Raw genomic sequence first — 26,907 nt, 5'->3', positions numbered from 1 at the left:
GCGCTCCCTCTGCGTCTCGTGGGCGCGGGGTTGTGTATAAGGGACGGGGGGGAGGGGGAGGGATTTCCTCGGGTGTTCATCGCGTGTTCTCAGGCAGGTCGGAAACATGCCGGTAACATTTGCGTGCGAGTGCCTCGACCGACGGGGCGCGGGCGAGGAGACAGGCCATGCGCGCTGGGGAGCATCCCGCGGCCGAGCGGGTGCTGCTGCACCTGAGCGACACCCACCTCCGGGCACCGGGACGGATGCTGTTCGATCGCATCGACGGCGCCCGCCGCCTCGAGCGGGCGCTCGACGGCATCGCCGCCAGCGGCATCAGACCCGACGGGATCGTCTTCACGGGCGACCTCGTCGACCTGGGTGAGGCAGACGCCTACGCCGCGCTCCGCTCGCTCGTCGAGCCCTTCGCCGAGCGCCTCGGCGCGCCGGTGTTCTGGGTGATGGGCAACCACGACGACCGCGGGGCGTTCCGGCAGCAGCTGTACGATGCGGCTCCCGACACGACCCCGTTCGACCGCGTCGACGAGCTCGACGGCCTCCGCCTCATCACGCTCGACACGAGCGTTCCCGGCCACCACCACGGCGAGCTCCGCCCCGCCCAGCTGGAGTGGCTGGCCGAGCAGCTCGCCGAGCCGGCACCGCTGGGCACGATCCTCGCCATGCACCATCCGCCCGTCCCGAGCGTGCTGCCGCTGGCGGCGAGCGTCGAGCTGCGCGACCAGCGCGCCCTGGCCGACGTGCTCCGCGGCAGCGACGTGCGGGCCGTGATCGCGGGTCACCTGCACTACTCGACGTTCGCGACCTTCGCGGGCATCCCGGTCTCGGTGGCGTCGTCGACCTGCTACGCCCAGGACCTCACGGTGCCGGTGGGCGGCACGCGGCCGCAGGACGGCTCGCAGTCATACAACCTCGTCCACGTCTTCGACGACACGGTCGTGCATTCCGTGGTCGCGATCGAGGCGCCGCATCCGCTCGAGCACATCGACGCCGCCGAGGCGCGGCGCCGCCTCGAGATCGCCGGAGTCGCACAGGAGATCAGTGCGACGCGGACGCCTCCGACCGCTCCTCTGCCGATTCTGCGCTGACCGCGGACCTCTCCCACGGCGCGCGCACGGGGAACACCCGCTCGAGCAGCTCGGTGACCACCCGCACGCGCACCTCCTCGGGCACCTCGACGCCCGAGCCGCCGTCGTTCAGGCAGAACATGTCGACGTCGCGTCGCTCCGCGAGCCGTGCCATGCGCCGCAGCGAGTCGGCCATCGTCGTCTGGAAGTAGCGCGTGCGCGGGGCGGTCGTCGCGATCGCGCGGCCGGTGAACAGCGCGTAGTAGTGGTAGAGGCTGTTGGTGACCGAGATGTCGGTCGCGGAGCGGAACCGGGATGCGGCGGTCCGCGCGAAGTCCTCGGCGAACGTCTTCTCGAGCTCGGCCATGACACTGCGCCGCAGGGGTGTCGCGCAGTGCTCCAGGTCGTGCGTGATCGTGCGGCCGAATCGGGCCGACAGCAGCTCGCGGTTCACACGGAGCGCATTGTCGTGACCGCTGCGGTGCGCGGCCCGCGAGCCGGTGCCGATGCGGATGTCGCACTCGACGAACTGGCTGATGCCGGCGGGGGAGAAGAACATCTCCGGTTCGATCGGACGGCCGAAGAACATGTCGTCGTTGGAGTACAGGAAGTGCTCGGCGAGCCCGTCGATCCGGTGCAGCTGCGACTCGACGGCGTGCGAGTTGTGGACGGGGAGCGTCGAGGTGTCGGCGAAGAACTCCTCGCTCCGCACGATGGTGACCCGGGGATGGTCGGACAGCCACGCCGGACGCGGGGAGTCGGTCGCGATGAAGATGCGCCGCACCCACGGGGCGTACATGTACACGCTCCGGAGCGCGTACCGCAGCTCGTCGACGTGCCGGTAGCGCGCCGCGCCCTCGTCGCCCTCGCCCACGACGTACCCGGCCATCTGTGCCGCACGCTGACGCTGGAACTCGGTGGACGAGCCGTCGACCCAGGAGAAGACGATGTCGACGTCCTCGGTGAACTCGTTCGGATGCGGGTCGAACATGCCGGCGAGGGTGCGCCATGTGCGGCCGTACCGCTCGGTCTCGGCGAGGGCGACGTCGGCCGTGGCCATCACGCGCCGCGTGAGCGCGTTGGCGTGCGGCGCCTCGACGGTCTCGGCGCCGAACCGCCAGAACTCGACGCGTACCCCGTGCCCCGCGCCGTACCGGAGCCCCCCTGCCCCGGTGATCCGCGGCCGGAACACCCGGAGCGAGGAGGGCACGGGTCGCGCAGCGCCCAGATCCGGCACGGGGACGGCGGTGAGCCCCTTGGGCTTCGCGTAGAACGGCTCGGTGCGGCAGAGCCCGACGAGCGCGGCCCACGCCCGGTCCTGATCGACCAGATCGATCACGATCGCGGGCTCGCGCCTGCCGTGACGAACGAGCAGCACGGGTACCTCGACCGCGCTCAGCGCATCGGCGATGGCGAGCAGGTCCGCACGGTGGGCGTCCTCGGGCGAGAGGTGGTCGTGTCGCACGTGCAGCATGCCGTGATCGAGCACGACGTCCTCGCGGGCGAGGAGCGACGACCACGGGTGCGGGTCGGTGGGGAGTGCGGACAACGTGACCATCTCGTCAGCGTAGGTCACCTGCGTTACGCGTGGGTTTCCGCATCCCGGATTCGGGTGCGGCGCGGGCCACCTCTCCTCGCTAGGCTTCAAGGGTGACTGCACCACGGTTCCGTTCCGACGCCCCCGAGATCCACCGTCCGTACACGGCGGCCGACGACCGCTACGGCCGATTCGAGTACCGCCAGGTCGGCGCGTCGGGGCTGTATCTCCCGCCGATCTCGCTCGGCCTGTGGTGGAACTTCGGCGACAACGTGCCGTTCGATCAGCAGCGGGCCGTCCTTCGCCACTCGTTCGACAACGGCATCACGCACTTCGATCTGGCCAACAACTACGGGCCGCCCTATGGCTCGGCCGAGACGAACTTCGGCCGGATGATGCGCGAGGACTTCGGCCGGTACCGCGACGAGCTCGTGATCTCGTCGAAGGCGGGCTGGGACATGTGGCCCGGCCCGTACGGCGACCTCGGGTCGCGCAAGTACATCCTCGCGAGCGCGGAGCAGTCGCTCACCCGCATGAGCGTCGACTACGTCGACATCTTCTACTCCCACCGCGTCGATCCGGTGACCCCGATCGAGGAGACCATCGGCGCGCTGCACCAGCTGGTGCAGCAGGGCAAGGCGCTGTACGTCGGCATCTCGTCCTACAGCGCAGAGCGCACCGCGATCGCCGCCGCGGTCGCACACAGCATGGGCACTCCGCTGATCATCCACCAGCCCGCGTACTCGATCCTGAACCGCTGGATCGAGGACGGTCTGACCGGGGTGCTCCGCCAGGAGCAGATGGCCGCCATCGCGTTCACCCCGCTCGCGCAGGGCCTGCTCACCGGCAAGTACCTCGGCGACGGTCGTGGCCAGCGCTCGCAGAAGCGTGCGTCGCTGCCGGAGAAGCCGCTCTCGCACTCCACCATCGCGGCGCTGCGCAGCCTCAACACGATCGCGAAGGAACGCGGGCAGACGCTGGCACAGATGGCGATCCAGTGGGTTCTGCGCGAGCCCACCGTGTGCTCGGCGTTGATCGGCGCCTCGAGCATCGAGCAGATCGACGAGAACCTCGCGGCACTGGACGGCCCCGCGTTCGACATCGACGAGCTCGAGCGCATCGACGCCCTCGCCGAAGGCATCGACGTCGACATCTGGGCGCAGTCCTCGAAGCTGTGAACGCGTCCCGTGGGCTCCGGCGTGTGCACGCACGCGCCCCGGGGAAGATCAACGTCTTCCTCGAGGTCGGCGAGCTCCAGCCCGACGGCTACCACGACGTGGCGTCCGCCTATCAGGCGGTATCGGCGTTCGAGGACGTCTGGGCGACGCCCGCCGACGACATCGCGGTGGCCGTGACCGGCACGATGGATGTGGTCGACGTGCCGCTCGACGACCGCAACCTCGCCGTGCGCGCGGCGCGCCTGCTCGCGACCGAGATCGGACACCGCGGCGGCGTGCATCTCGAGGTGCGCAAGGGCGTGCCGGTGGCGGGCGGGATGGGCGGTGGTTCCGCGGATGCCGCGGCGACCCTGCTCGCCTGCGACGCGCTGTGGGGCGCCGCTCTCTCGCACGCCGAACTGCACGCGCTCGCCGCGCGTCTCGGAGCAGACGTGCCCTTCTCGCTGATGGGTGGAACCGCGGTCGGCACCGGTCGCGGCGACGAGCTGAGCCCGGCGCTCGCTCGCGGCCGTTTCGACTGGGTCATCGTGACGAACGAGCGCGGGCTGTCGACGCCGGAGGTCTACCGGGCGCTCGACGAGCACCGCGAGCAGCATGCGGTCGACATCGGCCCGGCGGCGCGGACGCCGTCGGTCGACCTGGACGTGCTGCACGCGCTGCGGGCGGGGGATGCAGCCTGGCTCGCCGCGTGCGCGCGCAACGACTTGCAGGTGGCCGCGCTCCGGCTGCGGCCGGACCTCGCATCGGTGCTGGAGGAGGGCGAGCGCGCGGGCGCGCTCACCGGTATCGTGTCCGGTTCCGGTCCGACCCTCGCGTTCCTCGCGCACGACGCCGAGGCGGCGATCGATCTGCAGATCATGCTGAGCGCGAGCGGACACATCGCGCATCATGTGCACGGGCCGGTGCCCGGCGCACGCATCGTGGAGTGAGCGGCCGGGAGGCTGCACGCGAAGGAGACGACCGATGGAAGAGACGCTCGTGAGCGCGCACCATGCCCTGCCGGTGGACGCCGCATCCGCGGAACGGGTCGCCGTGGGCGGCCTGTCGCTGCGGCGGCTGCGAGGCGACGATCGCGACGAGTTCACGGCGTGGCACCGCGCGGTCGCGCGCGGCTTCCTCGACGCGGAGCCGACCGACATCCAGCGCGATGCCGCGTTCGACCGGCTGGGGTACCGGCGCCTGATCGCCGTGCTCGATCCCGCGGCGCCCGAGCCGGAGGTGCCGGTCGCCACCTTCGCGTCATGGGTCGGGCGGCTCTCGGTGCCCGGGGGAGAGATGCCCTCGTGCGCCATCAGCTCGGTGACGGTCTCCCCGACCCATCGTCGACGCGGGCTCGCCCGGGCGATGATGGAGGGCGAGCTGCGCACCGCGGCCGCGCATGGGCTGCCGATCGCGTCGCTGACCGTGAGCGAGTCGACCCTCTACGGCCGCTACGGGTTCGCCCCCGCAGCCGAGGCGGCGACCCTCCGTCTCGAGGTGAAGCGGGCGGACTGGATCGGCCCGGTGCCGTCCGGACGCGTGGACTTCGTCTCCCGGGAACGCTGGCGGGAGCTCGCGCCGGAGCTGTTCGAGCGGGTCCGCGCGACGCGCGCCGGCGAGTTCGAGATGCCCGACGGACACTGGGATCGGTTCGCCGGCACCGAGCCGGGCGCGGAGAGACCCGGCGCCATCCGCGCCGTCCAGTATGCCGACGCGGGCGGCGACGTGCGCGGGCTCGCGGTGTACAAGGTCCAGGAGAACCATGACGACTTCACGAAGTCCACGGTCGAGATCGGGTACCTCCTCGCCGACGGCGACGACGCATACGCGGGTCTCTGGCGCTACTTCGTCGAGCTCGACCTCGTCGGTGAGGTTCGCGCGAGCGAGCTGTCGGTCGACGAGCCGCTGCTGTGGATGATCTCGGACCGACGCGCGGCGACGGTGACGCTCGTCGACCACCACTACGTGCGGGTGCTCGACGTCCCGGCGGCGCTCGCCGCTCGCTCGTACAGCGCACCCGGGCGCTTCGCCCTCGACGTCCACGACCCCCTCGGCCTCACCGGCGGCCGGGTCGTGCTCACGGTCGACGCGCGCGGCGCGGCGACCGTGACGGCGGATGCGGATGTGGATGCCGTGCCGGTGCGTCTCGGTGTCGCCGAGTTCTCCGCGCTGCTGCTCGGCCAGGTCTCGGCGGTCACTCTCGCGGCCGCCGGCCGGCTGGAGAGCCAGGATCCGGCCGCGCTCGCACGCACCTTCGGCTGGAGTCGCCCGGCGCGCCTCAGCTACTGGTACTGACCCGAAAGTCTCCGCTCTCGGTCCCTGAGCGAGGAGCAACGCTCCGGGACGAAGAGCCGAGACCGGACCTTCGCACTCGACGGGGCGCTCCGCAAGGCCCGGAGAAGCCGCCTCCGGGCGGCGTTTTGCACATGGAGTCACGCAACGCAATCCCCGATCACCCGAGGGGGAGGCGACGGTAGCGTGTGACGGATCCCGCGACCCGCCGGGACGACGACTGTGCGCCGGGAGGCAGCCATGAAGGCACGACTGGGCGACGTGGTCATCGCCGATGCCGCGGACGAGGACCTCGTCCGGATCGAGGGGAACTGGTACTTCCCGCCCGCATCCGTCGTGGACGGCGCACTGACCGAGAGCCCCACCCCTTACACGTGCGCCTGGAAGGGCGACGCCCAGTACTTCAACGTCGTGGCCGAGGGCCGGGAGAACGCCGACCTCGCGTGGTCGTATCCGCATCCGTACCCGGCTGCGCTCGAGCGGGTCGGCACCGACTTCTCGGGCTACGTCGCGTTCGCGCCGAGCGTCGAGGTCTCGCCCTGAGCGCCGGGAAGGCCCCCGCATGATCGAGTTCCGCGGCGTCACCAAGGAGTTTCCCGACGGCACGAAGGCCGTCCGGGACTTCGACCTGATCATCCCCTCCCACAGGACGACGGTGTTCGTCGGATCGTCCGGATGCGGAAAGACCACCCTGCTGCGCATGATCAACCGGATGGTGGAGCCCACCGGCGGGGTCATCGAGATCGACGGCGAGGACGTCTTGTCGGGTTCGCCCGTGGAGCTGCGACGCCGGATCGGATACGTGATGCAGAACGCGGGTCTGCTGCCCCACTTCACCGTCGCCGACAACATCGCGACGGTGCCGGTGCTCACCGGCACGTCGCGCGGGGATGCGCGCAGACGCGCGCTCGAGCTGATGGACGTGGTGGGTCTCGACCCGAAGATGGCCGATCGCTACCCGAGCCAGCTCTCCGGGGGCCAGCAGCAGCGGGTCGGGGTGGCGCGCGGTCTCGCCGCGGATCCCAACATCCTGCTCATGGACGAGCCGTTCGGCGCCGTCGATCCCATCGTCCGCGCCGAGCTGCAGGAGGAGCTGATCCGGCTGCAGCGCGAGCTCGACAAGACCGTCGTCTTCGTGACCCACGACATCGACGAGGCGTTCCTCCTCGGCGACCAGGTCGTCATCCTCGCCGCGGGAGCGCAGAAGCTCCAGGCGGGGACCCCCAGCGAGATCACCGAGCACCCGGCGAACGACTTCGTCTCGGCCTTCATCGGCGCCGACAAGGGCAAGCGTGCGCTCCACCTGCGAGACGTGGGCGGGCGCACGGTCGTCGTCGACGCCGAGGGGCGCACCCAGGGCGCGCTCGTGGACGAGACCCCGACGTGAACTGGGTCCTCGGCAACCTCGGGCTGATCGGGGAGCTGGCGCTCGTCCATCTGCGTCAGAGCGTCGTCGCGCTCGTGGTCGGCTTCGTGATCGCCGTCCCGCTCGGGTGGGTGGCCTGGCGCTACCGTCTCGTCCGCAGCGGCGTGATCACGATCACGGGGCTCCTCTACACGATCCCCTCGCTCGCGCTCCTCATCCTGCTGCCGAGCGTGACGGGATGGTACTCGTTCGTCAGCGAGACGAACCTGATCGTCGCGCTCGCGATCTACGCCGTGGCGATCCTCGTGCGATCCGTCGCCGACGGACTCGACTCGGTCGATCCCGGGGTCCGCCAGGCGTCGACGGCCATCGGCTACGGCTCGTTCCGCCGGTTCTGGGCGGTGGATCTCCCGCTCGCCGGCCCGGTCATCCTCGCGGGCCTGCGCGTGACCGCCGCGAGCACCATCTCGCTCGCGACGGTCGGCATCCTGGTCGGCATCACGAACCTCGGCTACCTGTTCACGAACGGCCTGCAGCGCCGCATCATCCCGGAGGTGCTCGCCGGGGTGGTCGCGGTCGTGCTCCTCGCGCTCGTCGTCGACCTCCTCCTCGTCCTCGCCGGCCGGTGGCTCATGCCCTGGACGCGACGGATCCCCCGCCCGCGCATCCGCCGATCGCCGACCCTCCCGGTGGGAGCGGACGCATGAACCTGCTGACGGACGCGATCGCGTGGATCCTCTCGGGCGAGCCGGGTCGCGGCCTGGCCTCGATCCCGGTCGCGACACTGCAGCAGCTGGCGTACACGGCGGTCGCGGTCGCCGTCGCCGCGGTGATCGCCGTGCCGCTCGGCTGGTACATCGGCCATACCGGCAAGGGTCGCGAGCTCGCGATCGCCGTGTCGGGCGCCGCCCGCGCGATCCCGTCCTTCGGGCTGCTCATCCTGCTCACGCTCCTGCTCGGCGTGCTCCACAAGCCCGAGGCGGCCGTCATCACATTCGTCGTGCTCGCCATCCCCTCGCTCCTCGCGGGGGCGTACACCGGCTTCGAGGCGGTCGACCGCCGGGTCGTCGACGCAGGACGTGCGATGGGCATGACCGAATGGCAGATCCTGTGGCGCATCGAGGTGCCGCTGGGGCTGCCCCTGCTCGTCGGAGGATTCCGCGCGGCGACGCTGCAGGTGGTCGCCACGGTGACGATCGCCGCCTACATCGGTCTCGGAGGACTCGGGCAGTACATCATCACGGGCCTGGCGCTGCAGCGTCTCCCGGTGATCATCGGCGGCGCGATCCTCGTCGCCCTGCTCGCGCTCGTCCTCGACGGGCTGTTCGCCCTCCTCCAGCACGCGGCGGTGCCCAGGGGTGTCCGTGCGACCGCCGCCGCATCTCACACCGCAGGGCGGCGGGCGCGCTCCCGGGCCGACGCCGCCACCCCCGCCCGGGAGAACGTTCCGGGCTGATCCGGCGCGCGGTCCCGACCGAGAAGCACGCAGACCCCACCGAGAAAGAGGAAGACATGTCCACAGCACGCACCAGGAAGGGCCTCGTCGGCGTCACCGGCGTGGCGCTCGCAGCGCTCGCGCTCGCGGGCTGCGCCTCGAGCAACCCGCTCGACGACGGCGAGACCACCGGCACCGGCGGATCGGACGGCACCGTCGTCATCGGCTCGCAGGCGTACTACTCCAACGAGATCATCGCCGAGATCTACGCCCAGGCACTCGAGGGCGCCGGCGTCACGGTCGAACGCCAGTTCAACATCGGCCAGCGCGACGCCTACATCCCGCTGCTCGAGAGCGGCGAGGTGAGCCTGTTCCCCGAGTACTCCGGCAACCTGCTGCAGTTCTTCGACGAGGACACCGAGGCCCGCACGTCCGATGACGTCTACGCGGCGCTCCCAGCGGCTCTGCCGGAGGGCCTCGAGGTGCTCGACCAGTCGACGGCGAGCGACCAGGACTCGTACACCGTGACCGCTGCGTTCGCGCAGCAGTACGACCTGACCACGATCGCGGACCTCGTGAACGTCGACGTGCCCCTGACGCTCGGGGGTCCGGCTGAGCTCGCCGAGCGTCCCTATGGCCCGGAGGGTCTCGCGGCGACGTACGGCGTCGACGTCGGCTTCTCGCCCACCGGGGACACCACGGTCGAGGACCTCGTCGCCGGCACGGTCAACATCGCGAACGTCTACACCGCCGACCCTCGAATCCAGACGGAGGACCTCGTCGTCCTCGAGGATCCGGAGGGTCTGTTCCTCGCCTCGAACGTGGTGCCGGTCGTGAACTCGGCCGTCGTCGCCGAGGTCGCAGACGTCATCAACGCGGTGAGCGCCGTGCTGACTCCCGAGGGGCTCGTGGACCTCAACGTCCAGTCGACCGTCGACCGGCTCTCGCCCGCCGACATCGCCGAGCAGTGGCTGGCCGACAACGACCTCGGCTGATCGCACCGCCCGGGTGAGGCCCCCCGTCGTTGCGGCGTCGGGGGCCTCACCCGTGTTCGTCCGTCGGCGGCGCGCCGGCGCACGTCTGCCGGTTCGTCGCGCCGATGAGGCAGGCCAGGCCGCCCTGCTCGTCGCGCCGGTCACCACCCCGCTCATGCCGGGCCTGCGATCCCGGCGAACAGGGCCATCGTCACGGTGGCGAGGGCGAGCGCCGCGGTGAGCACGGGCTTGCGTCCCCACGACTGCGAGGAAGGCGACCCCGGCGACGGTGGCATGAAGGGACCGCTCCGCGCTCCGCAGGGCACGCGTGAACTCAGCCGAGGCTGAAGCCTCCGTCGCTGGTGAGCACCTGACCCACGATCCAGCTTCCGGCAGGGGTCGAGAGCCAGCCGATGAGCTCCGCCGGGTCCGAGGGCACGCCGAACCTGCCGAACGGCGTCGACGCCAGGTACTCGTCGAGCTCCTGCAGCGGTCCGTCGGTGCTCTCCGCATCCAGGTATCCCGTGTTCACCGGTCCGGGGTTCACGGTGTTCAGGACGATGCCGAGCTCGAGAAGCTCCGCGGCGACCGACGCGGTCAGCCCCGCCAGCGCTGCTTTGCTGGCGGCGTAGGCGATCTCACCGCGCATCGGGCCGTGCACCTGTCCGGACGTCATCCAGAACACATGGCCTCGAGGCTCGGCGAACGGCTTCGGCCCTGCGATTCGTTCTCCAGGTTGACGTGCCTTCTTGTGCGCAGGAGCCTTGCGACGGGCGAACTCCGCGGTGAGCAGGAGCGTCGATCGAGTGTTCACGTCCCAGAACGTGTCGAGCCGCTCGGGCGTCATGTCGAGGATGCTGCCGTCGTCGCCGCTCTTCGCATGGTTGCAGACGAGTATGCCCACGGAGCCGGTGAGGGCGGCGGCCGTCTCGATGACGGTGCCGATCGCTGACGCGGTGGCAAGGTCCGCGCCGATGTCGTCCGCGAGCGCACCCCGGACGAGATGGGCCCGGACTCCGTGACGCACGGCGTGAAGATCGTCGCCGCCCCATGGCTGGGCGAGGTCGTGTTCGCGGTGGTGATGGATGACGATGTTCGCGCCGAGGGAAGCGAGCTTGACGGCGACGGCGAAGCCGATTCCGCGACGACGGGAGACGCCGGTGATGAGAGCGGTTCTTCCGCTCAACGGGAGGTCTGCATGCATGAGCGAACCCTTCGAACGTGCCGGGGACGGCGCACGGTTGTGAGAGAAGGCGGATCACCGGCATTGCATGAGCACGACCATACCCGGGATGCCCGCGCCGGGCGTCGACGTCGGATCGGCGCTGTCCGCCTACTCCTGAGGGGGACATGGCGCATCTACTGGGGGCCGAGGCCCTGCACCTCGAATACCCGACGAAGCCGTGCTCGGCACGCTCTCCGGTGGCCAGCGCCGCCGGGTCGCGTTCGCGCGGCTGCACGCCGGCGACTGGGACGTCGTCGCGCTCTACGACACGAGACCGCGAACGGAGGGCAGGAGAGGACCTAGCTGATCCTCCAGGCCGATCCGGATCTGCTGCGGATCCGTCAGCCGTCCATCGCGATCGCCGTCAGCAGAAGCGCGGGCTTGTCGTTGCGCCCGGCACGAGCCGACAGATCCTCCCACCGCAACGATCGCGCCGGATGGGAACCGTGTCCAGCCACGTCACCTCCTCTCGTCAACCCGTTCGACTGTTCTCGCTCGAAACCACGTAACGGTGACCGATCCATACCGAGCAGATAGGAGCAGGCATCAGCGCAGACGCCCGAGTCTCTAGACGTGCTCGCTGAGTTCGAACCAGCGCTCCTCGAGCGTGGAGATCTCCTGATCGAGCGCGGTGATCGCCGCCATCTCGCGGCCCAGGCCCTCGTAGTCGGATTGGTCGTGCTCGGCCAGCGCGGTGCGTGCGGCGCCGACGTGCTCGGTGAGCTTCGCGATGCGGCGCTCGAGCGCCGCGACCTCCTTCTGGGCGGCGCGCAACTCGGCGCCGCTGAGCCCGGGGTCTGCGGCCACCGCCTGTGCAGCCTGCTGCGGAGCCGGTCCCTTCTGCTCGAGCTGCCGCAGTCGCAGATAGTCGTCCACCCCGCCCGGCAGATGCCGGAGTCGGCCGCCGAGGATCGCGTACTGCTGGTCGGTGACGCGCTCGAGGAAGTACCGGTCGTGCGAGACGACGATGAGTGTTCCCGGCCACGAGTCGAGCAGGTCCTCCATTGCGGCGAGCATGTCGGTGTCGAGGTCGTTGGTCGGCTCGTCGAGGATCAGCACATTGGGCTGGTCGAGCAGGATCAGCAGCAGCTGCAGACGCCGCTTCTGTCCGCCCGAGAGATCCTTCACGGGTGTCGACAGCTGCGCACTCGAAAAGCCCATCCGATCGAGCAGCTGGCCCGGGGTGAGATCGGTCGCCTTGGACCCGGAACCGAACGTGTATGTCGTGCGCAGCCGCGAGATCACCACACGGACCGGGTCGTTCAGATGCTCGTCGAGCTCGTCGAGACGCTGCGTGAGTGTGGCGACCTTCACGGTCTTGCCGCGCTTCACGCGACCCGCGGTCGGCTCGAGCGAACCGGCGATCAAACCCAACAGCGTCGACTTGCCGGCGCCGTTGACTCCCAGGATGCCCGTGCGCTCACCGGGGGCGAGGCGCCACTCGACGCCCCGCAGCACCTGCTTGTCGCCATAGCTGACCGACGCGTCGAGCAGGTCGACGACGTCCTTGCCGAGGCGTGAGACGGCCAGCGACTGCAGCTCGGTCTTGTCGCGGATCTCGGGCACGTCCTCGATCAGCTGATTGGCCGCATCGATACGGAACTTCGGCTTCGATGTGCGGGCGGGCGCACCACGTCGGAGCCAGGCGAGCTCCTTGCGGGCCAGGTTCTGTCGTCGCTGCTCGATCGCCGCAGCCTGCCGGTCGCGTTCCACGCGCTGCAGGATGTAGGCGGCATAACCGCCCTCGAACGGCTCCACGATCCGGTCGTGCACCTCCCACGTCGCGGTGCACACCTCATCGAGAATCCACCGGTCGTGGGTGACCATCAGCAGGCCACCCGCATTGGCCGACCAGCGACGCTTCAAATGCTCAGCCAGCCAGGTGATCGCCTCGATGTCGAGATGGTTCGTGGGCTCATCCAGCGCCAGAATGTCGTGCTCGCCGACCAGCAGTCGGGCGAGGGCCACGCGGCGGCGCTGGCCGCCGGAGAGGGTGCCGAGCCTGGCATGCCAATCGAGGTCGTCGAGCAGACCGGAGATCACATCGCGGATGCGCGGATCGCCCGCCCATTCGTGCTCGGGGGTGTCACCGACGACCGCGCTGCCGATGGTCTCGTCGTCATCGAGTGTGTCGGCCTGGTCGAGCACGCCGGTCGTCACGCCGCCGCGTCGTGTGACGCGTCCTGCGTCGGGCTCGCGGCGGCCGGCGAGCATCGCGAGCAGGCTCGACTTGCCGTCGCCGTTGCGGCCGACGATCCCGATCCGATCGCCCTCGTTCACCCCCAGCGAGATCGAGTCGAAGACGACCTTCGTCGGATACTCGAGATGGAGGCCCTCAGCCCCGACAAGATGCGCCATATTCTTCCCAGGGTACCCGCCGGCACGCACGGGATCGGGCGATCGCGGGTGGACGAGGTGATCGACCTGGCTGGGTTGGGCTCGGTCGCCAAGAAGCGAGTCGGCGGGTTCCCCCTCGGGATGTCGCAGCGGCCCGGCATCGCGGCGGCCCTGCTGGGCGATCCGGGCACGCTGATCTTGGATGAGCCGGTGAACGGTCTTGACCCGGACGGGGTGACCTGGATGCGGGGGCTCGCCGCGGAGGGGCGGACGGCTCCCGGTGCACACGCGGGGAGACCTCACCCACGCGATGGGCCCGACGGTCGACCTCGCGCCGTTGCTGGTGGAGCTCGGCGCGGGCGTTCCGGGCCGCGGCTTCTATATCGTGGCCGGCAAGATGGAGCACCTCGACGAGCTCGTCGAGCAGGGCGCCACGGAGTACGCCGCGAATCCGTCACGCCTCGCCCACGTCGCCGCCGTCACCAGGCATGCGCGTGCCGCCCGTATCGTTCAGTGTGATGACGGACTCCACCACCTACCCTCGTGTTTGTGAGACGGGTAGGTTCGCGGTGAACGGGCTCGCGCACACAAGGGCGAGTATCGACACCCAAGCAAGGCCAGCTGGGCACCGCAAACAATGACCGCCAAGTCACACGAACGATCCTTGGCGGTCATTCTGTCATCTATCCGACCGTCGCCAGGAGGTCGAGGGCTGCGTCGAGAAGCGCGCCCTCAGCGAGGTGCTCCATCACGGCGAAATGAGCGACATCCGGGACCCGGATCAGTGCGACTTCACCAAGATGCGCCGACCAGTGCGTGGCGAACTGTTCCGTTTGCACATGGAACTCGCTCGATTCGCGCGCGCCCACGGCGACGACGGCGCGCAGGCCCGCGGGTGGCGTGAGGAACGCTGGGCTCAGTCCTCGGAAGCCGTTCGGCCCCTGCAGGCCGAGGGTCGCGGCGACCGGCAGGAGCAGCAGCGGGGTCAAGTCGTAGAGTCCGCTGATGCCCAAGAATCCGCCGAGGAAGTCTTTGCTCGACTCTCTTCGGCCACCCGCGCACATGAGAGCACCGAGGTGCGCCCCGGCCGAGTGTCCGATGACCACGGCCCCGGTGTCCCGATAGCCGAGCTCGGCCGCGTGGGCGTGCAGCCATGTGCGCGCCTCGCCGATCTGATCGGCGATCTCGGCGATGGTCACAGCGGGGCACAGGCTGTAGTTCAGCATCGCGACCCCGTATCCCGCGTCGACGATGCCCTTGATGAACTGCCCATGATCGGCCTTGTCCATCATCTGCCAGTACCCGCCGTGCAGGAAGATCGCCAGCGGGCGCGGCTCAGACCCCTCTGGCAGGTAGAGATCGAGCACAGCGTCGGCCGCCGTCGCATAGCGCAGATCCTCGCGCACCTCGTGGGTCGCGATGTGCTCGCGGCCCCGGTTACGCCAGCCTTCGAGTGTCTCGGGCGCCCCCTCCTCCCAGAGGATCGGCGAGTACTGCCACTCGAGTTCCGCCTCGTCGTAGCCGGCGAAGATCACTCGGCGAGCAACCGGTAGTAGTCGGCAGACTGGATGATCGCGGCCGTCCACCCAGTGGCTGCAGGGTAAGACCTTCGAAGCAACCTGTCCGTTCGGCCCCGTTCTCGTAACGCCTGACGAGTTCACGCCAGGAGCGTACCTGTCGACCTGGATCAACGGGTCACGACAGCAGCACGCCTCCACAGCAGACCTGGTCTTCGGCCCGGCAGAACTCGTCGCCTACATCTCGTCGATCGTCACGCTGCAGCCCGGCGACGTGATCGTCACCGGGACTCCAGGCGGGGTGGGGCACGCCCTTCCCGCCCCTTGCCACCTCGCGGCTGGAGACCTCGTCGAGACCGCGATCGACGGCATCGGACAGCTCACGAATCGAGTCCGCCTCCGCTCGTGATGACGACGCGGTAGCGTCAGCGCGTCAGACGGATGTGGAAGCCTGCGGCCGCCGCGACCGTGCCCGTGCTCAGTGGAACGCGTACTCGAGCACGGCCACGAAGACGCCCAGCAGGGCCGTGCCGAGCGCGCCGAGCAGCCGCGTCCAGATGCGCGCTCCCGTCCGGGAGTAGGCGACGTAGCCGAGGAACGCGAGGACGGCCATCGTCGCGAGGACGGCGTAGTCGGTGGCGTCGTCTGCGCCGAGACCCTGCAGACCGGCGATGATCATCGCGATCGTCGGGGGGATGGCGGCGTAGAGCATGCCCGCCGAGTGGGTGATCGCGTAGCCCGTCGCCTGCCCGAGCGGGTGCGTGCCGTGGTCGGCGAGCGTGTAGGCGAACACGTGCGCGAAGAAGAAGACCACCAGCGTCGACACCGACGCCGCCAGGGCGCCCGCGACGTCTTCGTGATGATCGCTCGTGATCATCAGCAGCGCGGAATAGACGATCAGCCCGTAGATCGCGGCGGGGGTGCGAAAACGGACGTCGAACCACTCGTGCCACTTCTGCCGCGGCTTCTCCGCGGCGTCGGTCGCGTCCTCGGCGGATGCGTCGGTCATAGGTCGAACCCCAGGGAGAGCTTTCGGAGGAGGGCGGCGAGGCGGTCGCGGTCGCTGCGGGAGAGCCGCTGCAGCAGGATCGCCTCGGCGTCGACCAGACGGGTGATGGCGGCGTCGACCCGGGTACGGCCCTCTTCGGTGAGGATGACCAGGATGCTGCGGCCGTCCACCGGGTCGGCCTCGCGGCGCACGAGCCGACGGCCGACGAGCCGGTCGATGCGGTTGGTCATCGTGCCGCTCGAGACGAGGGTCTGCTGGAGCAGCTGCTTCGGGCTCAGCTGGAAGGGCTCGCCCGAGCGGCGCAGGGCCGACAGCACGTCCCACTCCCACGGCTCCAGATCGCTGCGCCGGAACGCATCGCGGCGCGCGCGATCGAGATGGCGGGAGAGCCGGTCGACGCGCGAGAGCACCTCCAGGGGGGAGAAGTCGAGGTCGGGCCGCTGGGTCGTCCACGAGCCGACGATGCGGTCGACCTCGTCGGACTCATGCGCCATGGACCCATTATCGGGCAGCGGGCGTCTCTGCGCCGATCCGCGCCGATCCGTCCCTCATCGGCTGCGTGTCTCGATTGTGCATCTAATGCGGGGTGAGATCCTGTGCAAGCGAGACACGGGGCATCGGCCACGGCGCACAGGTACGAGCCGCGCCGAGATGGCAGACTGGATCGCGGCCGCACTCGAAGGTGCGGCGGTCCGCCGTGGTGTAATGGCAGCACGACAGCCTTTGGAGCTGTGAGGTCTAGGTTCGAGTCCTGGCGGCGGAGCATGTCAGAAGCGCACACCGCCCCGCTCGCCGTCATCGTGCTCGCCGCGGGGCAGGGCACCCGGATGCGGTCGAGGCTGCCGAAGGTGCTGCATCCGATCGGCGGGCGTCCGCTCCTCGGCCACGTGCTCCACACCGCGGCCACGCTCTCGCCGGCGCGCATCGCGGTCGTCGTGCGGCACGAGCGGGATCGCGTCGCGCAGACCGTCGCAGAGCTCTCACCCGACGCCGTGGTTGTCGACCAGGACGAGGTCCCCGGCACGGGTCGGGCCGTCGAGCTCGGCCTCGACGGGCTGGACGACTTCGCCGGAGACGTGCTGGTGCTCAGCGCCGACGTGCCGCTGCTCGAGTCGGTGACGCTCGACGCGCTCGTGGCGACGCACCGGGAGCGGGCGGCATCCGTCACGCTCCTCAGCGCGGTGCTCCCCGACCCCACCGGCTACGGGCGCGTGCTGCGCGATGCCTCCGGCGACGTCGAGCGCATCGTCGAGCAGAAGGACGCCACCGATCACGAGGCCGAGGTCGATGAGATCAACGCGGGCGTCTACGTCTTCCGCGCCGATGCGCTGCGCCGTCACCTGTCGAAGGTCGGCCGGGGCAACGCGCAGGGCGAGAAGTACCTGACGGACGTCGTGAGCCTCGCCCGGCGCGCGGGGGAGCGCATCGCCGTGGGGATCGCGCCGGATCCGGCCGCGGCGCTCGGCGTGAACGACCGCGCGCAGCTCGCCGAGGCCGCGCGCCTGCTCAACGCGCGCACGGTGCGCCGCTGGCAGCTGGCCGGGGTCAGCGTGCTCGACCCGGCCACGACCTGGATCGATGTCGACGCGACTCTCGAGGCCGACGTGACGGTGATGCCGAACACGCAGATCCTGCGTGCGACGACGATCGCCGCCGGCGCCACGATCGGCCCCGACACGAGCCTGGTGGACTGCGAGGTGGGCGAGGACGCGGTCGTCCGCCGCACCGACGCGACCCTCGCCGTCATCGGCGCACGGGCGAACGTCGGCCCCTTCGCATACCTGCGGGCGGGCACCGTGCTCGCCGCCGACGGCAAGATCGGCACGTTCGTCGAGACGAAGAACTCCACCATCGGCGAGGGCAGCAAGGTTCCGCACCTGTCCTACATCGGCGACACCACGATCGGCCGCGGGGTGAACCTCGGCGCCGGCGCGATCACCGCGAACTACGACGACATCGCCAAGCACCGCACCGAGATCGGCGACGAGGTGCACAGCGGCTCGCACAACGTCTTCGTCGCGCCCGTTAGGATCGGAGACGGCGCGAAAACCGGTGCCGGTGCCGTCATCCGCAAGGATGTGCCGGCCGGAGCCCTGGCTCTGAGCGTCGCTCCTCAGCGCAACGTCGAGGGGTGGGTCGAGAACAACAGACCGGGCACGGCGGCGGCGGATGCGGCCGCGCGCGCACGGTCGGCACAGGAATCGGGCGATGGCACGCAAAGACAAGACGGTTGATCTCGATCGGGAGCGCGGAATCGCGCCGGGCCTGGTCGCCAAGACGAAGAAGCGCCTCGTCGTCGCATCGGGTCGGTCGCACCCGGCTCTCGCCACGGATGTGGCTCTGGCCCTCGGCACGGAGCAGGTGCCGACGGAGTACCGCACCTTCGCCTCCGGCGAGATCCTGACCCGGTTCGAGGTCTCGATCCGGGGCTGCGACATGTTCCTCATCCAGTCGTTCGGCCCGCCGGTCAACGAGTGGCTGATGGAGGCGCTCATCATGCTCGACGCGGCCAAGCGGGCATCGGCCAAGCGCATCACCGTCGTCGCGCCGTACTTCCCGTATTCGCGTCAGGACAAGAAGGGCCGGGGGCGCGAGCCGATCAGCGCACGCCTGGTCGCAGACCTGTTGAAGACCGCGGGTGCCGACCGGGTGATGAGCGTGGACCTCCACGCGGCGCAGATCCAGGGGTTCTTCGACGGCCCCGTCGACCACCTGTTCGCCAAGCCCGTGCTGCTGGACTACTTCGAGCGCACGCTGAGCCCCTCCGATCGCGAGAAGCTGACGGTCGTCTCGCCCGACACCGGGCGCGTGCGCGTGGCCGACACGTGGTCGGACAGCCTCGGCGCCCCGCTCGCGATCATCCACAAGCGTCGCGACCCGAACGTCGCGAACCAGGTGACGGTGAACGAGATCGTCGGAAGCGTGGCGGGCCGGGTGTGCCTGCTCGTGGACGACATGATCGACACCGGCGGCACGATCGTGAAGGCGGCGCAGGCGCTGAAGGCGAACGGCGCCGAGCGGGTGATCGTCGCGGCGACCCACGCGATCTTCAGCGACCCGGCGGTGACTCGTCTGCAGGACGCGTCGGTGGACGAGGTCGTCGTCACCGACACGATCCCGATCCCCGAGGAGAAGCGCTTCCCGGCGCTCACCGTGCTGCCGATCGCGCCGCTGCTGGCCCGCGCCATCCGCGAGGTGTTCGAGGACGGCTCGGTCACGAGCATGTTCGACGGGGCCGCCTAGCAGACCGGGGTCCCACGCAGGTCCGACGAGCGCCGAGGAGAGGCGAGATGAGTGATGCCATCACCGATCCGGAACTCACCGTGGAGCAGCCGTACGCACGTACGGCGCGGGCCGTGCTGGCCGAGCTCGGTGCGACGCCCGAGGGGCTGAGCGACGACGAGGCCCGGGCGCGCCTCGCGCGGGTGGGGCTCAACGAGTTGCCCGAGCCGCCGCGCAAGCCCCTCCTCCTGCGGTTCCTGTCGCACTTCAACGACACGCTGATCTACGTCCTGCTGGCGGCCGGTGCCGTGAAGGCGATCATGGCCGACTGGCTGGACTTCGGAGTCATCGTCTCGGTCGCCGTCATCAACGCCGTGATCGGGTTCGTGCAGGAGGGGCGCGCGGAGAAGGCCCTCGCCGGCATCCGCGGCATGCTGTCGTCCGAGGCATCGGTCCTCCGCGACGGCGCGTGGGGAAAGGTGCCCGCGGCGGAGCTCGTGCCGGGCGACGTCGTGCGGCTCGCCCCGGGCGACAAGGTGCCCGCCGATCTCCGGCTGCTGGAGGCGGCGCAGCTGCGCATCGACGAGTCCGCGCTCACGGGCGAGTCGGTGCCGGCCTCGAAGGACGTCGATCCGGTTCCATCGGAGGCGGGCGTGGGCGACCGCCGGTCGATGGCGTTCTCGGGGACGATCGTGTCGGCGGGTCAGGGCCGCGCCGTCGTCACAGCGACGGGCGCGTCGACCGAGATCGGTGCGATCCAGACCCTCGTCGGCACGGCCGGATCGCTGCGGACGCCGCTGACCGTTCAGCTGGACGGCTTCGCGAAGGTGCTGACCCTCATCATCCTGGGGATGGCGGTCGTGATGCTCGCGATCGGGCGGTTCCTGCACGGCATGCCGTTCGGCGAGCTGGTGTCGGCGACCATCGGCTTCGCCGTCGCGGCCATCCCGGAGGGTCTGCCCGCCCTGGTGACCATCACGCTCGCGATCGGCGTGCAGCAGATGGCGCGTCGGCACGCGATCACCCGCAAGCTTCCCGCGGTGGAGACGCTCGGCTCGGTCACGACGGTGTGCTCCGACAAGACCGGGACGCTCACCAAGAACGAGATGACCGTCCGCCGGATCGTCACCCCGGTCGGCTCCTACGAGGTGTCCGGGATCGGGTACGGGCCGGAGGGCCGGATCGTGCCGGATGCCGGACACACCGCCGGCGGCGACCTCGCCGCGATCCTCGCCGTGGCGACCCTCTGCAACGACGCGGACATCGTCGCCGACGGCGACCGGTGGCAGCTCGTGGGGGAGCCCACGGAGGGGGCGCTGAAGGTCGCCGCGATGAAGGGCGGTGTGACGGGGGAGGGCGTCAGGCGTGTCGCGGTGGTGCCCTTCGACTCCGCGTACAAGTACATGGCGACCCTCGATGAGAGCGCCGACGGCACCCGTGCGATCCTCGTCAAGGGCGCACCGGACCGGCTGCTGGAGCGCTCCGCATCGCAACGCGGGGCCGCGGGCGCGGAGCCCGTCGATCGAGAGCGCTGGGAACGGGTCGTCGACGAGCTGAGCGGACAGGGCCTGCGGGTGCTCGCCGCGGCGCGGCGGATCGCGCCGTCCGACGCCGCCGACCTCGCCGCCGAACACCTGGTGGACCTGGAGTTCCTCGGAGTCTGGGGCATCGTCGATCCGCCGCGGCCCGAGGCGATCGAGGCGATCGGCGACTGCCACGCCGCCGGCATCCGGGTGAAGATGATCACCGGCGACCACGCCGGCACCGCCGTCGCGATCGGGCGGGAGATGGGGATCATCGCCGACGACGACGCGACGGTGTTGACCGGCGGTGAGCTGGAGGAGCTCAGCCAGGAGCAGCTGAAGGCCGTCGTCCGCGACGTGGACGTGTATGCGCGCACGAGCCCCGAGCACAAGATCCGCATCGTTCGGGCGCTGCAGGCGCACGACGAGGTCGTGGCGATGACCGGAGACGGCGTCAACGACGCGCCCGCGCTCACCCGCGCGAACGTCGGGGTGGCCATGGGCATCAAGGGCACGGAGGCGACCAAGGAGGCTGCCGAGATCGTCCTCGCCGACGACAACTTCGCGACGATCCGCAGCGCCATCCGCGAGGGCAGGCGGATCTACGACAACCTGCGCAAGTCGATCGTGTTCCTCCTGCCGACCAACGGGGCGCAGTCCCTCGTCATCCTCGTCGCGGTGCTGTTCGGGTTCGCCCTGCCGCTCACGCCGGTGCAGGTGCTGTGGGTCAACATGGTGACGGCGGTCACGCTCTCGCTCGCGCTCGCCTACGAGCCGGCCGAGCGCGGCATCATGACCCGCCCGCCGCGGGCGCCCGGCGGCTCCCTCGTGACGCGCACCGAGCTCGGCTTCGTCCTGATCGTCTCGCTGCTGATCGGCGGGGCGACGCTCGCGGTCTTCTACACGGTCGTGGGGTTCGGTCTTCCTGTCGAGTACGCGCGGACCGAGGCGGTCGCCATGCTCGCGCTCGGCCAGCTGGCCTACCTGTTCAACTGCCGCTTCCTGACCCGCTCGAGCCTGTCGCTCGATGTGCTGCGGGGCAACCGCGCGATCTGGTGGGCTGCGTTCGCGCTCATCGCGCTCCAGCTCGTGTACACCTATGTGCCCTTCATGAACGATCTGTTCGAGTCGCGGCCGATCGCGGCCTGGTCGTGGCTCCTGCCGGTGCTGTTCGCCGTCGTGATCTTCCTCCTCGTGGAGGCGCTGAAGGCGCTGCGCCGCCGCGGAGAGCCCTTCAAAGCGAACGCATAGGGCACTCACCGACGATGGTGCATGTCCACGCATAAAGTGGCGGTCGAGACAACGAGAGGCGGCTCCGGGCCCCGGACGTCGTCGCCAGCCCCCCGTATCCAGGAGGACACCATGATCCGCGCCAACGCCGTACCCCGCCCCGTCCGCACCGCCGTCGTCCTCGTCGGCGTCGCCGGAATGGTCGCACTCGCCGGCTGCGCGACCGACACCACCGCCGCCGAGGAGTCGACGTCCACTCCGACGACCGGGTCCAGTGCCGCCGAGTCCGCCACCGACGACTCGACCGCCTCGTCGTCGGCGAGCACCACCTATGCCGACGGCACGTACACCGCCGAGGGCTCGTACCAGACGCCCGAGTCGGTCGAGTCGATCACGGTCACCCTCACGCTCGAGGACGATGTGATCACCGCCGTCGATGTCACCGGCGACCCGCAGGCGCGGGAGTCGCAGCAGTACCAGTCGCAGTTCATCGGCGGCATCGCCGAGGTCGTCGTCGGGCAGGACATCGACGACATCGACGTCAGCCGAGTCGCCGGCTCCTCGCTCACCAGCGGCGGGTTCAACGAGGCCGTCGAGGAGATCAAGAGCGAAGCAGCGCTCTGATGCCCGATCTCTGGCGGTTCGACGCGATCGGAACCCGCTGGGAGATCGAGACCGGCGAGCCCCTCGACGCTGATGCGCGTGCCGAGGTCGAGGCGCTCATCGGTGCCTTCGACCGCACGTGGTCGCGCTTCCGCGACGATTCGCTGGTGTCGCGGCTGTCCGCATCCGGGGGCCGGGTCCCCCTGCCGACGGATGCGGCCGCCATGCTCGAGCTCTATCGCGAGCTGTCAGAAGCGACCGGTGGGGCGGTGAACCCGCTCGTCGGCGAGAGCCTCGCTCGACGTGGCTACGACGCCGGCTACTCGTTCGTCGATCGCGGCGCGGTCGCGGCCCCCGCGGACTGGGCGGCGCTGCTCGACTGGGACGGGGAGGAGCTGCGGCTCTCCTCGGGGGCGATCATCGATGTCGGCGCGGTGGGCAAGGGGCGGCTCGTCGACCTCGTGCTGGCCGTCGTCGCCCCGCACGCGCCCGGCACGGTCGTGGTCGACGCGAGCGGCGACCTCGCCGTCCGTGGCGGACCGGTGCGCGTCGCGCTCGAGCATCCGTACGACGCCGCCCGGGCCATCGGGGTCTTCACGGTGGCGGATGCGGCGCTCTGCGCATCCGCGATCAACCGGCGCGCGTGGGGTGAGGGACTGCACCACGTGCTGGATGCCCGCACGGGCGCACCGGTGCGGCGGATCGCCGCGACCTGGGCCGTCGCCGCCGATGCTCTGCACGCGGATGCGGCCGCCACGGCGCTGTTCTTCGACGAGGGCCCCGAGCTCGCCGCCCGCTGGGGCGTCGACTGGGTGCGCATGACGACCGACGGACGGGTGGAATGGGCGCCCGCCGGAGAGGCAGAGTTGTTCCTATGATCGTCACGTTCACCTCCGCGTGGAACCACGTCGCGGCCGTCCTCGGGCGGTTCTCGATGTACCGGCTCGTGCAGCTGGCGCTCGGGATCCTCGCCGCGATCGCGTTCGTGCTGTCGTTCTTCGGCCTGGTCACCCCGACTCCGTGGGAGATCCTGGCGACCGGCGCGGTGCTCTCGCTCGTCTCGGTCGGCGCCGATGCGGTCGCGCAGCGTGTCCTGCGGCTTCCGCTGCGCACCGAGTCCTCGCTGATCACCTCCACCATCCTGCTGTTCGTGCTGCGTCCCACGATCGAGCCCATCGGGCTTCTCGGCATCGCGATCGCGGCGCTCGCCGCATCCGTGTCGAAGTACCTGCTCGTCTGGCGGGGGCGTCACATCTTCAACCCGGCCGCGGTGGGAGCGACGGTCGTGACCGTCATCGCCGCGCTGCTGCCGCTCGACGCCGGCATCGGCGGATCGGCGTGGTGGGTGGGCACCCCCGTGCTCTTCGGCCCCGTGCTGCTGCTCGGCCTTCTCGTGCTGTGGCGCACCGAGAAGGTGCGGGTGGTGGGGCTGTTCCTGCTCGTCGCGATCGTCGTCAACCTCGTGCGGGTGGTGGTGCAGTACCAGCAGTCCGGGTTCGAGTTCGACCTCGGCACGGTCATCGGCCAGGTGCTGACCGCATCCCCGTTCCTCTTCCTCGGGGCGTTCATGCTCTCGGAGCCACTCACCCTGCCGCCGCGGCGCCGGCAGCAGTTGGTGGTGGCCGCGCTCGTGGGCGTGCTCGCCGGGTGGCCGATCCCGGTCGGCTACATGACGCTGGGTCAGGAGCGGGCGCTCCTCATCGGCAACCTGATCGCTTTCCTCTTCTGTCTGCGCGCGGCCGTGCGGTTGACGCTCACCTCGCGCGAGTCGCCGTCGGCCACGGTGCGCGAGCTGACGTTCCGCGCTCGACGCCCGGTGCCGTTCATCGCCGGGCAGTACCTCGAGCTCGACGTGCCGCACCGCCGCCCCGACGCCCGCGGCACGCGACGGCCGTTCAGCATCGTGTCCGCTCCCGAGGACCTGCCGACCGTGCGGGTCGCCTACCGCGACGGCGTCGGCCCGCAGAGCACGTACAAGCGGGCGCTGGCGGCGGTCGAGTCCGGCGAGACGCTCGCGGTGACCGGGGTCTGGGGCGACTTCGTGCTGCCGAAGGACGCGTCGCATCCGATCCTGATGGTCGCCGCCGGCATCGGCGTGACGCCGTTCGTGTCGCAGCTGCGGCACCTCGCCGCGACGGGCGGGCGCCGCGACGTCGTTCTCGTGTTCGTCGCGTCGGACGCCTCTCAACTGGTGTTCCGTGACGACATCGCGGCCGCGGGCGTGCCGGTGGCGGTCTTCACGCGCGACGAGCCCGTGGACCTGCCGGCCGGGTGGAGCTGGGCCGGCGGCACACGCATCGACGCCGCGTCGCTCGAGCGCGCGGTGCCCGACGTCGCCGCCCGGCACGCGTACATCTCGGGGCCGCCGGCGCTGATCGCGGATCTCGCGCCCACGCTGCGGAGGGCCCGCTCGATCACGACCGACGCTTTCAGCGGCTACTGACGCCCCGTCCGTCCGGGCGACCTCCTCAGCCGCTTCGGCACCCGTGTCTCACTTGTGCTGGGCTTCGGCGATATCCGGATGCATAAGCGAGACACGGATGCCGCTTGTGCCGGCGGAAGGGGTGGACTCTCGCGCTCGGGCGCAGGATCAGGCGCGGTGGGTGCGGTAATAGTCGAGCAGCGCGCGGGTCGAGGCGTCCTGGGCGGCGGAGGCCTCGTCGTCGCCCTCGATCGCCGGCGCGATCTGCAGGGCGAGCTGCTTGCCGAGCTCCACGCCCCACTGGTCGAACGAGTTGATGCCCCAGACGGCGCCCTGCGCGAAGGTGATGTGCTCGTACAGGGCGATGAGCTGGCCGAGGACGGCGGGGGTCAGCGCCGGCGCGAAGATCGACGTCGTCGGCCGGTTTCCGGCGAAGGTGCGCGCTGCGACCAGTGCGCCGGTCGTGCCCTCCGCCTCGACCTCGTCCGCGGTCTTGCCGAACGCGAGCGCCTTGGTCTGGGCGAGGAAGTTCGACAGCAGAAGCCCGTGCACGTCGCGGTCGCCGTCGGCGAGCGGGTACGCGGGGTTCGCGAAGGCGATGAAGTCGGCCGGGATGAGGCGCGTGCCCTGGTGGATCAGCTGATAGAACGCGTGCTGCCCGTTGGTGCCCGGCTCGCCCCAGAAGACCTCGCCGGTGTCGGTCGTCACGGGGGAGCCGTCCCATCGCACCGACTTGCCGTTCGACTCCATCGTGAGCTGCTGCAGGTACGCGGGGAAGCGGCTCAGCTGCTGCGCGTAGGGAAGCACGGCGTGCGACTGCGCACCGAGGAAGTTCGTGTACCAGACGTTCAGCAGGCCGAGCAGTACGGGCACGTTCCGGCCGAGGGGAGTGGTGCGCACGTGCTCGTCGACCGTGTGGAACCCGGCGAGCAGCTCACGGAACGCCGTCGGGCCGAACGCGATCGCGAGCGACAGGCCGATGGCCGAGTCCACCGAATAGCGTCCGCCCACCCAGTCCCAGAAGCCGAACGCGTTCTCCGGGTCGATGCCGAAGGCGGCGACCTTGTCGAGCGCGGTCGAGACGGCGACGAAGTGGTGCGCGACCGCATCCGTCCGGGCGTCGTCGTCGGCGATGGCGCCGGATGCGGCCAGCCCCCGCCACAGCCACTCCCGCGCCAGCCGGGCGTTGGTGAGGGTCTCGAGCGTCGTGAAGGTCTTCGAGGCGACGATGAACAGCGTCGTCTCGGGGTCGAGGTCTGCGGTCGTCTCGGCGATGTCGGTGGGGTCGATGTTGGAGACGAACCGAGCCTCGATCCCCCCGGCGAGGGGTTTGAGCGCCTCGTAGACCATGACCGGGCCGAGGTCCGAGCCGCCGATGCCGATGTTCACGACGTGTGTGACCGTGCGGCCCGTCACTCCTGTCCACCCGCCCGAGCGCACGCGATCGGCGAAGGCCGAGAGCTTCGCGAGCACCTCCTGCACGTCGTGGTCGACCCGCTGCCCGTCGACCACGAGCGCGGGCTCCGCACCGGACGGGCGCCGGAGAGCCGTGTGCAGCACGGCGCGGTCCTCGGTCGTGTTGATGTGGACGCCCTCGAGCATCTCGGCGAAGCGATCGGCGACGCGGGTCTGCTCGGCCAGACGCACGAGGCTCGCGAGGATCTCCTCGGTGACGAGGTTCTTCGACAGGTCCACGTGCAGGTCGCCGAGCGGAAGGCTCAAGCGCTCGACCCGTCCGGGATCGGCCGCGAACCAGTCGCGTAGGTTCGGCGCGAAGCCGGTTCGGTGAGCGTCGAGCTCGGCCCAGGCGGAGGTGGCGGTGGCATCGATAGGGCTGGTCACGACTCCACGCTAGCGGCTCGTGCCTCGCCCCGTTTCGCGAGAAACCACATCTGCGGCGACACGCACCGGGGCGCGTGGTGTTCGATGGCGGATGCGGTTTCTCGCGGATGAACGCCGTTCGGGCGGGGCGGGGGCGTTCATCCGCGAGAAAC

25 protein-coding genes, 1 tRNA gene and 1 pseudogene are annotated in these 26,907 nt (G+C 70.3%); 19 read left to right on the top strand and 8 right to left on the bottom strand.

Annotated features, from left to right (window positions below; translation table 11 throughout):
* Positions 1 to 167: 167 nt before the first annotated feature.
* Complete coding sequence (locus GVL03_RS15745; protein ID WP_159501957.1) at positions 168 to 1,085, top strand: phosphodiesterase; 918 nt, start codon at positions 168 to 170, stop codon at positions 1,083 to 1,085.
* Here the strand turns inward: GVL03_RS15745 and GVL03_RS15740 are convergent.
* Positions 1,036 to 2,622: a stealth conserved region 3 domain-containing protein gene (locus tag GVL03_RS15740; protein ID WP_159501956.1), complete on the bottom strand. Its 1,587-nt coding sequence runs from the start codon at positions 2,620 to 2,622 to the stop codon at positions 1,036 to 1,038. The two genes, GVL03_RS15745 and GVL03_RS15740, sit on opposite strands and share 50 nt — an antisense overlap.
* Before the next feature lie 92 nt (positions 2,623 to 2,714).
* On the opposite strand from GVL03_RS15740, the gene GVL03_RS15735 reads away from it, so the two are divergent.
* The 8 genes from GVL03_RS15735 (at position 2,715) to GVL03_RS15700 (ending at position 9,846) form a co-directional block, all read left to right on the top strand.
* Positions 2,715 to 3,779, top strand: coding sequence for an aldo/keto reductase (locus GVL03_RS15735; protein WP_159501955.1), 1,065 nt, complete (start codon positions 2,715 to 2,717; stop codon positions 3,777 to 3,779).
* 23 nt (positions 3,780 to 3,802) lie between these two features.
* Positions 3,803 to 4,708, top strand: coding sequence for a 4-(cytidine 5'-diphospho)-2-C-methyl-D-erythritol kinase (locus GVL03_RS15730; protein ID WP_235038199.1), 906 nt, complete (start codon positions 3,803 to 3,805; stop codon positions 4,706 to 4,708).
* A 34-nt stretch (positions 4,709 to 4,742) separates the two neighbouring features.
* A complete protein-coding gene (locus GVL03_RS15725; RefSeq protein ID WP_159501953.1) occupies positions 4,743 to 6,053 on the top strand; it encodes a GNAT family N-acetyltransferase in 1,311 nt (436 codons plus the stop codon).
* A 237-nt stretch (positions 6,054 to 6,290) separates the two neighbouring features.
* Complete coding sequence (locus GVL03_RS15720; protein WP_159501952.1) at positions 6,291 to 6,593, top strand: DUF427 domain-containing protein; 303 nt, start codon at positions 6,291 to 6,293, stop codon at positions 6,591 to 6,593.
* Between the two features lie 19 nt (positions 6,594 to 6,612).
* Positions 6,613 to 7,437 carry an ABC transporter ATP-binding protein gene (locus GVL03_RS15715; protein WP_159501951.1) on the top strand — a complete coding sequence of 275 codons (825 nt, stop codon included), beginning with the start codon at positions 6,613 to 6,615 and terminating at the stop codon, positions 7,435 to 7,437.
* Positions 7,434 to 8,123 carry an ABC transporter permease gene (locus GVL03_RS15710; RefSeq protein ID WP_159501950.1) on the top strand — a complete coding sequence of 230 codons (690 nt, stop codon included), beginning with the start codon at positions 7,434 to 7,436 and terminating at the stop codon, positions 8,121 to 8,123. The genes GVL03_RS15715 and GVL03_RS15710 overlap by 4 nt, the downstream gene beginning before the upstream one ends.
* Positions 8,120 to 8,872, top strand: coding sequence for an ABC transporter permease (locus tag GVL03_RS15705; protein ID WP_159501949.1), 753 nt, complete (start codon positions 8,120 to 8,122; stop codon positions 8,870 to 8,872). Before GVL03_RS15710 ends, GVL03_RS15705 begins: the two co-directional genes overlap by 4 nt.
* A gap of 56 nt (positions 8,873 to 8,928) precedes the next feature.
* Positions 8,929 to 9,846, top strand: a complete 918-nt coding sequence (locus tag GVL03_RS15700; protein WP_159501948.1) for an ABC transporter substrate-binding protein — start codon at positions 8,929 to 8,931, stop codon at positions 9,844 to 9,846.
* A 152-nt stretch (positions 9,847 to 9,998) separates the two neighbouring features.
* Here GVL03_RS15700 and GVL03_RS22675 read toward each other — a convergent pair whose 3' ends face one another.
* The 3 genes from GVL03_RS22675 to GVL03_RS15690 form a co-directional block, all read right to left on the bottom strand.
* The gene (locus tag GVL03_RS22675; protein WP_306770348.1) at positions 9,999 to 10,121 is read right to left on the bottom strand and encodes a hypothetical protein; all 123 of its coding nucleotides are present in this window, start codon (positions 10,119 to 10,121) and stop codon (positions 9,999 to 10,001) included.
* 38 nt (positions 10,122 to 10,159) lie between these two features.
* A complete protein-coding gene (locus tag GVL03_RS15695) occupies positions 10,160 to 11,029 on the bottom strand; it encodes an SDR family oxidoreductase (RefSeq protein WP_159501947.1) in 870 nt (289 codons plus the stop codon).
* 588 nt (positions 11,030 to 11,617) lie between these two features.
* Positions 11,618 to 13,408, bottom strand: a complete 1,791-nt coding sequence (locus GVL03_RS15690; protein ID WP_159501946.1) for an ABC-F family ATP-binding cassette domain-containing protein — start codon at positions 13,406 to 13,408, stop codon at positions 11,618 to 11,620.
* Between the two features lie 15 nt (positions 13,409 to 13,423).
* Between GVL03_RS15690 and GVL03_RS22385 the strand changes: the two are divergent.
* Positions 13,424 to 13,660: pseudogene (locus tag GVL03_RS22385) on the top strand (ATP-binding cassette domain-containing protein); the annotation flags it as partial.
* A 7-nt stretch (positions 13,661 to 13,667) separates the two neighbouring features.
* Entirely contained in the window at positions 13,668 to 13,940 is a 273-nt protein-coding gene (locus GVL03_RS22055) for a hypothetical protein (RefSeq protein WP_200847197.1), read from the top strand.
* 130 nt (positions 13,941 to 14,070) lie between these two features.
* Here GVL03_RS22055 and GVL03_RS15680 read toward each other — a convergent pair whose 3' ends face one another.
* A complete protein-coding gene (locus GVL03_RS15680; protein WP_159501945.1) occupies positions 14,071 to 15,048 on the bottom strand; it encodes an alpha/beta hydrolase in 978 nt (325 codons plus the stop codon).
* On the opposite strand from GVL03_RS15680, the gene GVL03_RS22735 reads away from it, so the two are divergent.
* Positions 14,981 to 15,313 carry a fumarylacetoacetate hydrolase family protein gene (locus GVL03_RS22735; RefSeq protein WP_159501958.1) on the top strand — a complete coding sequence of 111 codons (333 nt, stop codon included), beginning with the start codon at positions 14,981 to 14,983 and terminating at the stop codon, positions 15,311 to 15,313. The two genes, GVL03_RS15680 and GVL03_RS22735, sit on opposite strands and share 68 nt — an antisense overlap.
* Before the next feature lie 69 nt (positions 15,314 to 15,382).
* Here the strand turns inward: GVL03_RS22735 and GVL03_RS15670 are convergent, their stop codons facing one another.
* Positions 15,383 to 15,913, bottom strand: a complete 531-nt coding sequence (locus GVL03_RS15670; RefSeq protein WP_159501944.1) for a hypothetical protein — start codon at positions 15,911 to 15,913, stop codon at positions 15,383 to 15,385.
* On the bottom strand, positions 15,910 to 16,407 hold the full coding sequence (locus GVL03_RS15665; RefSeq protein WP_159501943.1) for a MarR family winged helix-turn-helix transcriptional regulator: 498 nt from the start codon (positions 16,405 to 16,407) through the stop codon (positions 15,910 to 15,912). The genes GVL03_RS15670 and GVL03_RS15665 overlap by 4 nt, the downstream gene beginning before the upstream one ends.
* 197 nt (positions 16,408 to 16,604) lie before the next feature.
* Between GVL03_RS15665 and GVL03_RS15660 the strand changes: the two genes are divergently transcribed.
* The 7 genes from GVL03_RS15660 (at position 16,605) to GVL03_RS15630 (ending at position 24,934) form a co-directional block, all read left to right on the top strand.
* Positions 16,605 to 16,676 (top strand) — tRNA-Gln (locus GVL03_RS15660).
* Between the two features lies 1 nt (position 16,677).
* Complete coding sequence (gene glmU / locus GVL03_RS15655) at positions 16,678 to 18,147, top strand: bifunctional UDP-N-acetylglucosamine diphosphorylase/glucosamine-1-phosphate N-acetyltransferase GlmU (protein ID WP_159501942.1); 1,470 nt, start codon at positions 16,678 to 16,680, stop codon at positions 18,145 to 18,147.
* Positions 18,122 to 19,156 (top strand): ribose-phosphate diphosphokinase, encoded by a 1,035-nt coding sequence (locus GVL03_RS15650; RefSeq protein ID WP_159501941.1) that lies wholly within the window; start codon positions 18,122 to 18,124, stop codon positions 19,154 to 19,156. Before glmU ends, GVL03_RS15650 begins: the two co-directional genes overlap by 26 nt.
* 47 nt (positions 19,157 to 19,203) lie before the next feature.
* Entirely contained in the window at positions 19,204 to 21,909 is a 2,706-nt protein-coding gene (locus GVL03_RS15645) for an HAD-IC family P-type ATPase (protein ID WP_159501940.1), read from the top strand.
* 111 nt (positions 21,910 to 22,020) lie between these two features.
* Positions 22,021 to 22,512: an FMN-binding protein gene (locus tag GVL03_RS15640; RefSeq protein ID WP_159501939.1), complete on the top strand. Its 492-nt coding sequence runs from the start codon at positions 22,021 to 22,023 to the stop codon at positions 22,510 to 22,512.
* On the top strand, positions 22,512 to 23,369 hold the full coding sequence (locus GVL03_RS15635; RefSeq protein ID WP_159501938.1) for an FAD:protein FMN transferase: 858 nt from the start codon (positions 22,512 to 22,514) through the stop codon (positions 23,367 to 23,369). Before GVL03_RS15640 ends, GVL03_RS15635 begins: the two co-directional genes overlap by 1 nt.
* Positions 23,366 to 24,934: an FAD-dependent oxidoreductase gene (locus GVL03_RS15630; protein ID WP_159501937.1), complete on the top strand. Its 1,569-nt coding sequence runs from the start codon at positions 23,366 to 23,368 to the stop codon at positions 24,932 to 24,934. The genes GVL03_RS15635 and GVL03_RS15630 overlap by 4 nt, the downstream gene beginning before the upstream one ends.
* Before the next feature lie 147 nt (positions 24,935 to 25,081).
* On the opposite strand, the gene pgi is transcribed toward GVL03_RS15630, so the two are convergent.
* Complete coding sequence (pgi, locus tag GVL03_RS15625) at positions 25,082 to 26,755, bottom strand: glucose-6-phosphate isomerase (RefSeq protein WP_159501936.1); 1,674 nt, start codon at positions 26,753 to 26,755, stop codon at positions 25,082 to 25,084.
* Positions 26,756 to 26,907 lie beyond the last annotated feature (152 nt).

The organism is Microbacterium sp. 18062 (assembly GCF_902706225.1).
Lineage (GTDB): Bacteria > Actinomycetota > Actinomycetes > Actinomycetales > Microbacteriaceae > Microbacterium.
Note: the sequence above shows the minus strand (reverse complement) of the source record. Positions and strands in the feature narration are given on the sequence as shown.

Bases quoted from the DNA above. Each gene is read 5' to 3' on its own strand.
- GVL03_RS15745 (WP_159501957.1), top strand. From the start codon at position 168: ATGCGCGCTGGGGAGCATCCCGCGGCCGAGCGGGTGCTGCTGCACCTG.
- GVL03_RS15740 (WP_159501956.1), bottom strand. From the start codon at position 2,622: ATGGTCACGTTGTCCGCACTCCCCACCGACCCGCACCCGTGGTCGTCG.
- GVL03_RS15725 (WP_159501953.1), top strand. From the start codon at position 4,743: ATGGAAGAGACGCTCGTGAGCGCGCACCATGCCCTGCCGGTGGACGCC.
- GVL03_RS15720 (WP_159501952.1), top strand. From the start codon at position 6,291: ATGAAGGCACGACTGGGCGACGTGGTCATCGCCGATGCCGCGGACGAG.
- GVL03_RS15715 (WP_159501951.1), top strand. From the start codon at position 6,613: ATGATCGAGTTCCGCGGCGTCACCAAGGAGTTTCCCGACGGCACGAAG.
- GVL03_RS15705 (WP_159501949.1), top strand. From the start codon at position 8,120: ATGAACCTGCTGACGGACGCGATCGCGTGGATCCTCTCGGGCGAGCCG.
- GVL03_RS15700 (WP_159501948.1), top strand. From the start codon at position 8,929: ATGTCCACAGCACGCACCAGGAAGGGCCTCGTCGGCGTCACCGGCGTG.
- GVL03_RS22675 (WP_306770348.1), bottom strand. From the start codon at position 10,121: ATGCCACCGTCGCCGGGGTCGCCTTCCTCGCAGTCGTGGGGACGCAAG.
- GVL03_RS15695 (WP_159501947.1), bottom strand. From the start codon at position 11,029: ATGCATGCAGACCTCCCGTTGAGCGGAAGAACCGCTCTCATCACCGGC.
- GVL03_RS15690 (WP_159501946.1), bottom strand. From the start codon at position 13,408: ATGGCGCATCTTGTCGGGGCTGAGGGCCTCCATCTCGAGTATCCGACG.
- GVL03_RS15670 (WP_159501944.1), bottom strand. From the start codon at position 15,913: ATGACCGACGCATCCGCCGAGGACGCGACCGACGCCGCGGAGAAGCCG.
- GVL03_RS15665 (WP_159501943.1), bottom strand. From the start codon at position 16,407: ATGGCGCATGAGTCCGACGAGGTCGACCGCATCGTCGGCTCGTGGACG.
- glmU (WP_159501942.1), top strand. From the start codon at position 16,678: ATGTCAGAAGCGCACACCGCCCCGCTCGCCGTCATCGTGCTCGCCGCG.
- GVL03_RS15650 (WP_159501941.1), top strand. From the start codon at position 18,122: ATGGCACGCAAAGACAAGACGGTTGATCTCGATCGGGAGCGCGGAATC.
- GVL03_RS15645 (WP_159501940.1), top strand. From the start codon at position 19,204: ATGAGTGATGCCATCACCGATCCGGAACTCACCGTGGAGCAGCCGTAC.
- GVL03_RS15640 (WP_159501939.1), top strand. From the start codon at position 22,021: ATGATCCGCGCCAACGCCGTACCCCGCCCCGTCCGCACCGCCGTCGTC.
- GVL03_RS15635 (WP_159501938.1), top strand. From the start codon at position 22,512: ATGCCCGATCTCTGGCGGTTCGACGCGATCGGAACCCGCTGGGAGATC.
- GVL03_RS15630 (WP_159501937.1), top strand. From the start codon at position 23,366: ATGATCGTCACGTTCACCTCCGCGTGGAACCACGTCGCGGCCGTCCTC.